This window comes from Mucilaginibacter gossypiicola, from assembly GCF_900110105.1.
Lineage (GTDB): Bacteria > Bacteroidota > Bacteroidia > Sphingobacteriales > Sphingobacteriaceae > Mucilaginibacter > Mucilaginibacter gossypiicola.
Genome location: NZ_FOCL01000006.1, coordinates 37,228 through 50,394, shown reverse-complemented (window position 1 = coordinate 50,394; position 13,167 = coordinate 37,228). Strand labels below are relative to the sequence as shown.

Annotated in this window: 7 protein-coding genes and 1 tRNA gene; 1 reads left to right on the top strand and 7 read right to left on the bottom strand. The window is 41.8% G+C overall.

The genetic code is table 11. The features are described from left to right. Nucleotides 1-16: 16 nt before the first annotated feature. The 6 genes from BMX50_RS20210 to BMX50_RS20185 form a co-directional block, all read right to left on the bottom strand. Entirely contained in the window at nt 17-2,503 is a 2,487-nt protein-coding gene (locus tag BMX50_RS20210; protein WP_167668036.1) for a TonB-dependent receptor, read from the bottom strand. A 210-nt stretch (nt 2,504-2,713) separates the two neighbouring features. Beyond that, a complete protein-coding gene (locus tag BMX50_RS20205; protein WP_091212756.1) occupies nt 2,714-5,080 on the bottom strand; it encodes a TonB-dependent receptor in 2,367 nt (788 codons plus the stop codon). Between the two features lie 104 nt (nt 5,081-5,184). Further along, a complete protein-coding gene (gene pth, locus BMX50_RS20200; RefSeq protein WP_091212754.1) occupies nt 5,185-5,745 on the bottom strand; it encodes an aminoacyl-tRNA hydrolase in 561 nt (186 codons plus the stop codon). A gap of 290 nt (nt 5,746-6,035) precedes the next feature. Then, nucleotides 6,036-6,620, bottom strand: a complete 585-nt coding sequence (locus tag BMX50_RS20195) for a 50S ribosomal protein L25/general stress protein Ctc (RefSeq protein ID WP_091212752.1) — start codon at nt 6,618-6,620, stop codon at nt 6,036-6,038. 133 nt (nt 6,621-6,753) lie between these two features. After that, on the bottom strand, nt 6,754-7,698 hold the full coding sequence (locus tag BMX50_RS20190; protein ID WP_091212750.1) for a ribose-phosphate pyrophosphokinase: 945 nt from the start codon (nt 7,696-7,698) through the stop codon (nt 6,754-6,756). 162 nt (nt 7,699-7,860) lie between these two features. Beyond that, nucleotides 7,861-7,931, bottom strand: a tRNA-Gln gene (locus BMX50_RS20185). A 214-nt stretch (nt 7,932-8,145) separates the two neighbouring features. On the opposite strand from BMX50_RS20185, the gene BMX50_RS20180 reads away from it, so the two are divergent. Continuing rightward, nucleotides 8,146-11,283: a glycosyltransferase family 117 protein gene (locus tag BMX50_RS20180; protein WP_091212747.1), complete on the top strand. Its 3,138-nt coding sequence runs from the start codon at nt 8,146-8,148 to the stop codon at nt 11,281-11,283. Nucleotides 11,284-11,948: 665 nt separating this feature from the next. Here the strand turns inward: BMX50_RS20180 and BMX50_RS20170 are convergent. Beyond that, nucleotides 11,949-13,067, bottom strand: coding sequence for a hypothetical protein (locus BMX50_RS20170; RefSeq protein WP_091212742.1), 1,119 nt, complete (start codon nt 13,065-13,067; stop codon nt 11,949-11,951). Nucleotides 13,068-13,167 lie beyond the last annotated feature (100 nt).

Here is a 13,167-nt window from a genome sequence, read left to right as displayed (position 1 = left end):
AAATATCTGTTAACAATTATCCATTGCCACCACCATTACTTTTGCCGCCGCCTTTGGTATCATCGTTATTAATACCGCGCTGGTTCTTTTTGATATCGCTGCTCAGTTTACCAAACTTATAGTTCAGCCTGATGGCGAAATGCCTGTAGCGGTTATGATATAACGACTCCTGGTCAAAGTCAACTGTATGTGTGGTCGACCGGAAAGTGCGGTACTTACTGTACGGGTTATTGGCTACTAATGATATGGTCATCTTTTTATTCAACAACTCTTTTGAAACCACATAAGAGTTATAAATAAAATTGCTTGATTTACCCTGCAAGGTAACATCACCACTAAAGAAACCGGCATCCAGGCCAATACGATATCCACCATCAAACTTATATCCAATATTGGCGAAAGCATTGCCGGTATAACCATCGTTTTTATAAAACTGACCGTTATAAGTGCCTTTTAGCCATATATGCGAAATCTGGCCATTGAGGTTAACCGTAAATTTTTTAGTGATTGAATAATTAGTATTAATGTTTAATCCCAGCGAACGGTTACTGCCCAGGTTTTGATAAGTGGTAAAAGTAACCGTATCAATATGATCGCCCATATTGTTTTGAATCAGACTGGTCACATTCTGAATAGCATTATTGGAGAACGCATAGCTCAAACCAACGTTGATCGATCCTTTTGAAAAGTTGCTATAGTTCAATTCAAAAGTGTTGTTCAATTCAGGTTTCAGATCAGGGTTACCTGTGTTGATGAATTTAGGGTTTGATTTATCAATAAAAGGGTTCAACTGGTAAATGCCCGGCCTTTGGATGCGCTGGGTAAAGCCCAGGCTAATGCTGCTGCTTTTCATCGACCGCTGGATAGATACCGACGGGATAAAATTATTATAGCTTTTATCAAGCGGCACACCCGTAAATTCGGCATTAACCTGGGTATGCTCTAAACGCAAACCTGCTTTGCCCGTCCATTTTTCAAACTTTAACTGGTACGAGTTATAGGCGCTGTATACATCCTGATGATAATCAAACTCGCCTGTTTGACCAGCATTTACATTATATACCGAACTGGTTGAATCTTTATCTTCACGCCTGTAATCGCTGAAATTGTTACGGAGGATCACTTTACCACCAGCCTCAATACTGATCTTTTTTAATGGATAAGCATAATCTAACTGAAAAGTATGCTCACGGTTACCGGCGTTATTATACTGCCTGAAATCGGGCTGGATGGCATTGTAATAATTAACCCTGTCCGAAAACTGGTTGTCGGTAAAATTCTTGCTCGGCCCGTAGCTGTATTTGTAGGATAAAGTAAGCAACTCATCTTTATGCCCTTTAAAACCTAACTGGTAATTGATAGATGCATCAAGGCCCTGATCGTGATTATAGCCGTTACTTTGCAGGTTATAACCCTGGGTAAGGTCACCAGCAGCGTTTGTCTGGGCTGATCGTTGTGAACCGTTCTGGTCAAATTCGCCATGAAAAAACTCAAATGAACCGGTAAGCAGGTTCAGGGTATCTATCTCATAGCTCATTTCCGCGTTAGCATAACGGTATTTACCACCAAAAGTATTGGTACCGTCCTGTAAAATGGTTGAGCGTACCGTTCTCGAATCCGGCTCGAACTGGGTTTGTGTGGTTGTGAAAGTATTGGTATTATGCCTCTGGTTACCAAAACCTGCATAGCCCGAGATACCAAACTTACCTTGCTTGGCAGTCATGTTAAGGTTATAGCCCGGCCCCCAAACACTATTATAACGTAAATTAACGCTGCCGTTGTAGCCCTGGTCGGCGTTCTTTTTGGTGATGATGTTGATGATACCGGCCAACCCTTCGGCATCGTATTTTGCCGGCGGCGTAGTAATCACTTCAATTTTTTCGATATTGGTGGCAGGCATAGCTTTCAATACATCTGATGGGTTTTTAGCCATCAGCGCCGATTCTTTACCGTTAACAAGGATCTTGTATTTGCCGCTGCCTTTTAACTTAATATTGTCATCACCGTCTACAGCTAAAAGCGGTACTTTACGCATCATATCCAATGCAGAAATGGCCTTACTTTCCGGATCGGCGGTAACATCGTAACTAAGGCGGTCAACCTCCTGTTTCATTACCGGTTTTACGGCCGTAATGGTTACTTCGTTCAATTGTTTGCTTGATGCTGCCACCAGGATGCGCCCTGCATCAAACGTTTTACCACTTATTTTTACCGGGAGTACTTTGGTTGCATACCCTACCGAAGCCACTACCAACTGGTAAATTTTACCTTCGGGGGCCTTTAGCTCAAAGCTGCCATCATCTTTGGCAAGCGTACTTTTTACAGGAGTTTTGGTTGCGGCATCCTGCAATGCAACAGTACCATACCCCAATGGCTTGTTGGTTGCAGAATCGATGACAGTGCCCTTAACAGTTATATTTTGCACAGTAACCGGTGCGGCAGCCTGGGCCATAGCCATACCCGTGACAAAACAGCAGATCACTGTTAGTAAAAATTGTTTCATAATTGCGATTTTGGTCATAAGACGTTTAAAATACCCGGGTGTGACACCAAAAAATATGCGTTTAACACTTTTTAACGTTTGCCAGCGCCGGGTAACGGATTAGTTACTGAAGTTGTTAATTGCGGCTTCCGCTACTGGTATCATCATTATTAATACCACGTTGATTTTTCTTTATGCTACTGTTAAGCCTGCCAAATTTGTAGCTCAGGCTTACATTAATGGTGCGATAAAAGTTGTTATTGGCGGTGTAAGTTTCAAAGCCATCGCTTTGGTATAAAAATCGAGCTTGTTGAATTTTTTGAACGGATTGTTAACGTTTAGGGATAGGCTCAATTTTTCTTTAAACATGGTTTTGCTGCCGCTGATAGAGCTAAAGAAGAAATAATTATCCTTTCCCTGCAGCAATACGTAACGACTATCGTAACCAATGTTTAAGCCAGCACGATAGCCGCCGTTAAACTTGTACGTGGTGTATGTAAAAATGTGCCCCTGTTTACCGCTGTTACTAAAAAGCGAACCATTATAATAACCTTTCAACCAAACAAATAGCAGCTCTGAATTTATATTTACATTCAGTTTGGATGTGATAGGATAGTTCACATTCAGATCAAAGCCCCAGTTTTTGTTGGAGCCTACGTTGGCATAGGTAGTAGTGGTAACGCCTGTTGCGGTATCAACACTTGCCAGGTTTTGTACTGTATTATTGGCAAACGAGTAATTGGTACTCAGGTTGATAGAGCCTTTGGCAAAATTGCTGTATCCCAGCTCAAAGTTATTGGTAACAGCCGCTTTCAGGTTAGGGTTACCTACGTTACGGTATTGCGGGTTGGAATTATCGGTATAAGGGTTAAGCTGATAAATACCCGGCCGTTGAATGCGTTGGGTAAAGCCCAATGTAAGGCTGCTGCTTTTCAGGCTCCGTTGTACCGACACCGAGGGCACAAAATTATCATAGTCCTGGTTAACAACCGGTTTCCCTATGGCAAAATTGGCATTAACCGTGGTATGTTCCAGGCGCATACCGCCTTTAAAAGCCCATTTGGTTAGCTTAACCGAATAGGAATTGTACACACCGTAAATGTTTTGCTTGTAGGTAAAATTGTTCACCTGTGCAGTATCGGCATGATATTCGTTATCCACATCGCTCTTTACATCGGTATTAAACTGGCTGTAATTATTACGCAGGGTTACTTTACCACCGGCTTCAACAGTCAGGATTTTGGACGGCTGGATATAATCTAACTGAAAAGCATGCTGCTTTGAACCCGAGTTATTGTATTGCCTGTAATCTTTAGGGACACCTTCGCCGCTAAAGTCATTCCCTTTTGTGGCTTCGCTGGTTTGCAGATTGTTGTTATAGTTATATTTATAGGATACAGTAAGCAACTGCTCCTTGTTTTTTTTAAAACCTAACTGGTAGTTCAGCCCCACATCCGATCCTTTAAATTCGCCTGTGCCATTGTTAAACAATCGGTAAAATTGTGTAACAGCGTCGGCACTATCACGTTGGGTGGTAACCTGGTAATTTTGCGAATTACTTTTTCCATTATAAAAATCAAACATACCGGTAATCAGGTTCAGGGTATCAACCTCATAACTTAACTCGCCGCTACCGTACAGATTTTTACCACTGTTGCCTCTTGTACCGGTTTGACTAAGTGTTGACTGCGGATCGGTTGACTGCGGTTTAAAAAAAGTGGTCATGTTCTCAAACGATAACGTACGTAACGGCCTGTAGTTATAGCCCGCATACCCGCTAAAACCGAATTTACCTTGTTTTACCGTTAAGTTTACATTAGCACGTTCGCCATAAACGCTATTATAACCAGTGTTAATACTTACGTTATATCCCTGATCGGCATTTTTCTTGGTGATGATGTTGATGATCCCCGCCAAACCCTCTGCATCATATTTTGCAGGCGGTGTGGTGATCACTTCAATCTTTTCGATATTGGCAGCCGGCATTGATTTCAATACGTCCGACGGATTCTTGGCCATCATAGCCGATTCTTTACCGTTGATCAGGATTTTATAATTATCATTTCCACGTAACTTGATCGCATCGTTGCCATCCACAGAAAGTAAGGGTACTTTCCTGATCATATCCAACGCGGTGATCGATTTACTTTCCGGATCGGCCTGTACATCATAGCTCAGGCGGTCAACCTCCTGTTTCATCACCGGTCTTACCGCAGTTACGGTAACTTCCTTCAATTGCTTGCTTGATGCCGAAAGCAGGATCCTACCCGCGTTAAATGTATTACCGGTAAGTTTTACCGGGATAGTTTTAGTAGCATAACCTATAAATACAGCCACTAACTGGTATGTTTTACCCTCGGGAGCTTTCAGTTCAAAACTACCGTCGTCTTTAGCGAGGGTACTTTTTACAGGGGCTTTGGTAGCAGCGTCCTGCAGGGCAACGGTAACATACCCCATAGGTTTGTTTACAGCCGAATCAATGATGGTACCTTTTACAGTGATATTGGGGACTGCCGGAGCAATAGGAGCAGTTTTTGTTTGAGCAAATAAGAGCGTAGAAAAGTAACAGCAAAGTACCGTTAACAGGATTTGTTTCATAAGGTTATTTAGGTTTACAAGACGTAAGAACACCTTCGTGTGTTACAACACGAATTACAATTTGAACGCTTTTTTAACTAATTTATTAGTTTGTAACAGGCATGTTACTTATTATAGCGGGTCATGGTAAGTTCGGTACCAATGGTAGCAAAGCTCTTGATCATCTCTATCGAACGATCTATCAGTGCCGGAAGTTCGGGCAGCTCGTCTTTATCAAAAGCGCTCAGCACAAAATCAACCTGGCGGCCTTTGGGGTAATTATCGCCAATGCCAAAACGCAGGCGCGCGTAATTGTTATTGCCAAGCACGGCTTCAATATTTTTAAGGCCATTATGCCCGGCGGCACTGCCTTTAGGTTTTAAGCGCAGGGTACCTAATGGTAATGCAAGGTCATCTACGATAACCAAAACATTTTCAATAGGGATCTTCAAGTCCTTCATCCAATGGTTAAGGGCCTTTCCGCTCAGGTTCATGTAGGTGGTAGGTTTTATAAGACAAAGCGTACGGCCTTTGTGCGATACCTCGGTATAATAAGCCAGGCGCGAGTTTTGAAACCTTGTTCCCTCCTGCTTTGCCAGCTCATCTAACACCATAAAACCGATATTATGCCTGGTATCTGCATACTCCGGACCAATATTTCCTAAACCTACAATTAAATATTTCATGCCCCCTGGCCTCCGCTAATCAGCGGAGAAATTTATGAAGCTATCCAAAAACAAATAAACCAGCGTCATTGCGAGGCACGAAGCAATCGCGAACAATACAGAGCTGACCTGCTAATCGGGGATTGCTTCGTACCTCGCAATGACGTTTTTATTTCCATTTCAGATAATCTCCGAATGATTATTAAAATTTTATGCGAAGATATTATTTATTGCTCAAACAAAAACAGCGATAGAGATACTCTACCGCTGTTTTTAATTCAGCTTCTGCTTCCTGAAAGGAAAGGCAGAACTTATTTTTTACCTTGAGCTGCTTCCTGCTCAGCCTGACGTAATGCACGTGAGGTAGTTACAGAAACAATGGTATCTTCTTTAGCGTTGGTGATAGTTAAGTTATCTAATTTAATATCAGATACTTTTACTGATTTACCAACTTCTAAAGACTCGATGCTTACTTCAATAGCATCAAGATGATCTTTAGGAAGCGCTTTGATACGCAGTTTCCTTAATTTTTGAACCAGTTTACCACCTACTTTAACACCTGGAGAAGTACCGGTTAATTTAACAGGGATCTCGATGGCGATAGGTTTTTTCTCGTCTAACAATAAAAAGTCAACGTGAGTGATTTTTTCAGTTAGTGGGTGGAACTGAATGTCCTGGATGATAGCTTGTGATTTAACACCGGCAATTTCAAGATCGATGAAATGAACAACCGGAGTATAAACTACGGCTCTCAAATCAGCTGCGGACACATAAAAGTGGGTCTGGGTAGCACCACCATAAAGAACTGCAGGCACCTGGCCATTGTAACGCAGCTCTTTCGCGTCTCTTTTCCCTACGTTCTCTCTTGGAGAACCGCTAATAGCAATTGATTTCATTTTTATTTATTTGTTTATTATTTAAACCTCACCCCAACCCCTCTCCGAAAGAGAGGAGCTTTTGTAAGGATATTTTAATTCTACTTTAACCTTTTCAAGTCCTCTCCTTTGGAGAGGATTTAGGAGAGGTTTCTTAGTCCACCTTAAACAAGGTACTTATCGAACCGTGTTCGTTTACATTGCTGATCGCTTTTGCAAACAATTCGGCAGTTGAAAGCACTTTTATTTTTGAGCTTTGCTGTTTCAGCGGTATAGTATCTGTAACTATCAGTTCGGTTAATGCCGAGTTTTCAATAGTTTCATATGCTTTACCTGATAATACCGGGTGCGTACAAACCGCGCGAACGCTGCGTGCACCACGCTCCATGATCAAGCCGGCTGCTTTTGCCAATGTACCTGCGGTATCGCAAATGTCGTCAATCAGTACAATGTCCTGATCGGTAACATCACCAATCAGCGTCATGGCTTCAATTTCGTTAGCGCGTTTACGGCGTTTATCGCAAATTACCACTTCGGCATTAAAGAACTTGGCAAAGCTCCGGGCCCTGTATGAACCGCCCATATCAGGCGACGCAATAGTAAGATGACCTAAGCCAAGGCTTTTGATATAAGGCACAAAAATGATAGAAGCATCCAGGTGATCAACCGGAACATCAAAAAAGCCCTGAATTTGCGCTGCGTGCAAATCCATGGTCATGATACGGTTAATGCCTGCTGCAACCAACAGGTTGGCTACCAGCTTTGCACCAATGGCAACACGCGGTTTATCTTTCCTGTCTTGCCTGGCCAAACCAAAATAAGGTATAACGGCGGTTACATAATGAGCTGATGCACGGCGGGCGGCATCAATCATCATGAGTAATTCCATTAAATTATCGGTAGGCTGATGGGTAGACTGGATCAGGAAAACATCACTCCCCCTTACAGATTCATTAAAATGCGGCTGATATTCACCATCGCTGAAACGCGATATTACAACTTCACCTAATTCGCGGCCATAAGCATCAGCTATCAAACGCGCAAGCTCCGGCGAGCCTGATCCTGTAAATAATTTAACCGGGTTAAATTGTAAGGGCATTTTCTTTGATTTTGGATTTCGGATGTTCGATTTCGGATTGATTATTCTGCCTTATAAAAATAAGACATCCCGCTCACAAACGCCTTAAAACACAATTCGGATTTCAAGTTTTCCAATCAGAATAAATCCGAAATTGAAAATCCGAAATCCGAATTTTTATTGTTGCCCGACCAGGATTCGAACCTAGACAAACGGTACCAAAAACCGTCGTACTACCATTATACTATCAGGCAATCTCCTTTGGTTTGTCTTACTCCCCGAAAAGGAATGCAAATATAGCGCGAATATTTGAAAGTCAAAATAGAATTTTAAAAAAATTCATTAACACCTCAAATACAGCAAAATAAAATTAAAACAGGGCTCAAAAGCCCGTTTTTGATGGTAACATCCCAATAGTTTTACTATTTTCGGCTGCATTAATCCTGTTTTTTCACATAGTGTCCAATCATGAATTACAAAAAACTCAACAATATATTTGGCTGGGTAGCCTTTATTATTGCCACAGTAACCTACATTTTAACCCTTGAGCCATCATCAAGCTTCTGGGATTGCGGCGAATTTATAGCCTGTATCTATCGTTTACAGGTAGCTCACCAGCCCGGTGCCCCTTTATTTACCATGATAGGCAAGGTATTTACCCTGTTATCTATGGGTGATAATACCAAAGTGGCTTATTGGGCCAACATGGCATCGGCACTGGCCAGCGGCGCTACCATCATGTTCCTGTTTTGGACCATTACGGCTCTTGCCAAAAAGCTTTTGGTTAAAACAGAGGAGCAGCTCAATTCAACAAACCTGATCCTGATCATCGGTTCGGGTATTGTAGGTGCTTTAGCCTATGCCTGGTCGGATACATTTTGGTTTTCGGCCGTTGAGTCGGAAGTTTACGCGCAATCATCTCTTTGTACCGCTGTTGTATTTTGGGCTATTTTAAAATGGGATGCCCATGCCGATGAACCTCATGCCGACAGGTGGATAGTTTTTATTGCGTATGTAATGGGCCTTTCCATAGGTATCCACTTATTAAACTTGCTGGTGATACCTGCTATTGGCTTGGTGATCTATTTCCGCAGGGCAAAAAATGTTACTACAAAAGGCACATTACTTACCTTTTTGGCAAGCGTTGTAGCACTTGCATTTGTGCTTTGGGGAGTTATTCAGTATACAGTAAAAGGCGCGGCTTTTTCCGACCTGCTTTTTGTTAATACGCTGGGCATGGGCTTTGGCAGTGGTGCGGTGGTATTCTTCCTGTTGTTGATCATCACCATTGTTGCAGGTATTTACTATACTATAAATCCGGTTAAACCCGCTATTATTTTAGCTGCCGTATGTTTTGTGCTGATATTAGGTATTAGTGGCGGCATAATTGGGCTTATTGTAAGCGTAGGTATTTTAGCCCTGCTGGAATACGTGGTAAAAATTCGCGAAAAGCGTTTTGCACTCAACAGCTTTTTGATCTGCCTGTTGTTTATCCTGTTCGGCTACAGCTCATTTGTGATGATCGTGGTGCGTGCAAAAGCCAATCCTAATCTTAACAACAGCGACCCTGAGAATGCCTTCGCCCTGAACAGCTACCTTAACCGCGACCAGTATGGCGATACCCCATTATTGTACGGCCAGTTTTTTGATTCGGAAGCTACAGCACAAACAGAAGGAGCCAATATTTACCGCCGCGGCGCAACCAAATACGAAATTGCCGGCAAAAAACTCAATACCGTTTACGACCGAAATACCATATTCCCGCGTATGTTCAGCGATAAGCCCGGTCACCCGGAGTTTTATCGGGAGTGGACTGGCCTTGGCGAAAGCGAACACCCTACCTTTGGCTCAAACATTAACTTTTTTGCTAAATGGCAAATTAACCAGATGTATACCCGCTATTTCCTGTGGAATTTCGCAGGCCGGTCAAACGATCTCGATGGTCAGAGTTTAAATTCAGGTGCCGATGGTGAATGGATCAGCGGATGGAATTTCAACAAACCTCTGCCCTATTCTGTTACCGAAAGTAAAAGCTACAACCGCCTGTTCTTTTTACCGCTTATCATAGGTTTGTTTGGCGCGGTATTTCACTTTGCACGTAACCAGCGCGAAGCCGGTGTTGTTGCCATCCTGTTTGTTTGCACCGGTTTAGCCATTGTGCTTTACCTAAACCAGGACCCGCTGCAGCCCCGCGAACGTGATTATGCTTATGCCGGCTCCTTTTATGCTTTCGCGATATGGATAGGCCTGGGCGTGATTGGCATTGCCGATGTGCTGAGCAAAAAGCTTAATGCAAAGGTAAGCGCAATCATTTCTACAGCAGTTTGCCTTGTTGCGGCGCCTTTACTAATGGCTAACCAGGAATGGGATGATCATGACCGCTCAACCAAGCTTACACCGCATGACATGGCTTATAACTATCTTAACTCATGTGCACCAAATGCCATTTTGTTTACTTATGGCGATAATGATACTTACCCGCTTTGGTATATCCAGGAGGTTGAAAATGTGCGTCCCGATGTGCGTATCGTGAACCTGAGCTTGCTGGGTACCGACTGGTACATTCGTGGCATGAAAAACAAGATGAACGAGTCGGAGCCATTGCCGATCAGCATGACAAACGACAAGTTTAAACCGGGCGTACGCGATGTGATCTATTTTAGTGATCAGAAAATTCCCGGAGCTACCGAGTTAAAAGATGTTTTTGACTTTATTACTTCTGATAAAAAAGAAGCCATGGTTGAATACAATAACGGCGATGTTGCCAATTATTTGCCAACCAACAAATTCAAATTGACCGTTAATGCCGATGAGGTTGTTAAAACCGGCACCGTACAGGCAGCCGATAAAGACAAGATAGCCCCTGAAATGAACTGGACATTTAGCGGCCGTTATGTTACCAAAGATGTACTGGCGATGATGGATATCTTATCGCACAACGACTGGAAGCGTCCTATCTATTTTTCAGTTACTGTACCTAACAGCAACATGATTGGCTTGGATAAATACATGTATAACGAAGGTTTTGCTTACCGTTTGCTGCCGTTAAAACCTGATACCGCAGTTGGCCCTCTTGAGGCCAGCAACACAGGTAAAATGTACGAAAACATGATGACCAAATACAAATGGGGCAACATGAAAAACGCCAGCTATCTTGATCACGAATCAATGACCATGTTTTACCCGCTCATTACCAGACTTTATTCAACCCTGGCCGATGATCTGGCAAAAGCAGGCAAACCTGATTCGGCGCGCAAAGTGCTTAAAAAATATGACGAGGTAATGCCAACTACCATCAACTCGTTAGAGATAGCGGTGCGCAAATATTACATGATTGAAAACGCATATCGCTTAAATGACATTCAGTTAGGCAACAAACTGGCTAACCTGGTTGATGACTATGTAAATAACCAACTCAACTATAGCTATGCCCAAATCCAAAAAGGAGAAACCAACCTCGAAAACCGCGATCTGCAATATTCAATGCAGATATTGGGAGGATTGGTTGAGTTTAGTAAACAATACAAGCAACCGCAACTGTTCAACAAATTCAATACACAACTGAGTGGCTTTGAAAAGAAATTTGGGGTGACAGGAAAGAGATAAGTTAACCTTTAATGCTTTTTTTATTTAAATGCCCGCCAAAAGCGGGCATTTTTTGTTTTGGTAAATTCCTGGTCGAAGTTTAGCCAACAAAAAGCGTCATTGCGAGGCACGAAGCAATCGCGAACTGTACAGGGATTTGCTTAGCCGCTCTACTAATCGGGGATTGCTTCGTACCCCGCGATGACGGGATGGTGAAGGATTGCCTTGACCAGAGCCTGCCGTTACAGTACCGTTTGTACACATTTTCCATTTTGCCAAATGGTATGGCTTATTAAAATGCCGTTATCATCCCAATTTTTAAACGAACCTTCCAGTTTGTTAAATTGTATAAAATATTCTTCAACTAATATTCCGCTGGGGTAATTATATTCCCTTTGAATACCTCCTCTGTGCCCATCTGTAAATTCAGCTTCACCCACTAATACACCATCCTTATAGTCTTTAATTATTCCAGTTAAAGGTTCGCTCTATTAATAATAAATGATATCACCGCCGGCGTCAGTGCCTTTTTGTTCAACATCGTCATAACTAACTATCAAACTCATCCCTCTTATTTTATCATGTTATTTTACTGTTGAATATATAGCTGTTGTTTAAAATTAATAATATCACCCTAATACTGGTTGAAGTTACGCTGTCGCTAAATTTCAATCAGTGTTAGAAAATCATTTATGAACGGTATCCTGATAGGCTTTTACGTTAGTGAGATACCTCAATATTAACGGTCTGTTTTCTTTGCTATTTAAAGCCGCCTTTAAAGGCTTCTTAAAAACATTAATAAACAATAGATCATTATCCTCCAGATAATATGACAAAATCTGAGCTTTACTAATTTTAGATTTTTCGTATTGGCCGATAAGTGTTTTTGATTTTTCATCCCATTTATAACTAACCATAGTTGAATCATTGATAACCATAGGCCCCCAAGTCGTTCTGTCTTCACTAACAAACTGGTTATAATACACCATCTTCAGTGTTAATGGATTCGTTTTTTTAACAGAGGCATCTAACCATGTCACCCGCCCTATCCAACTTCCCTGCACATTCCCGGTTGCAAGTTCATTTAACACCGGGATTAATTTATCACCATCGTATTTATAAAAAAAGTAATTAAACCATCCAACGCCTGATCCTACGGCAAACTCATATTGCCTGTAAACAATATTTTCACCATCTACATTAGTAAAATATTCAGGATCACTTCCATATCGTGAATAGCCATCCTGTTTAGCTATGATTTTACTTCCCCTAAAATAATAGATCATAGCCCCCTCGCAGTGCCCCCGGTCGGCCACGCCAACCGCAAATTCATCAAACTTGTTTTTATTGCGGATAAAATGATAGGCCTGCAAATACACATAGCCCCTCTTCACCGAATCAAATAAACCATTTGAATTACAGTTACTATCCACCGTAAACTCTCCAAATATTTTTTTTGCGATATGGACGTTTATTTTTTTAGCCCGTATGGCTTGTTTTAACAATGCAAAATCGGGAGCCGAAAGCTGGCGGTTTACCGGTTTAGTAAAAGTTTTAAAAACGGAATCGGCATAGAAAGCCACTTTGTTTGCCATTGGGTTAACAGGTAGTTTACCCACACTGTCAAAAAAAGCAATAAGCTGTTTGTCCGAATATTTGATCTCTTTATATTCTTTTACTTTTTTTCTGGCTGTTTTTTTCGATGGTTGTTTATCTGCCGGTTTACTTGCAGGATGACACCCCAATGCCCCTAATAGGAACACAAAACAAGCTAAAACACTGATGATTTTGAAAGGATTAGGCATAATCTGGCTTACAATTAATATTGCATTAATTTACCGATATTCCTGATGAGTTTAACTAAAACATCGGCGTTATTTATTGTTTATAGTAAGCGTAATATAT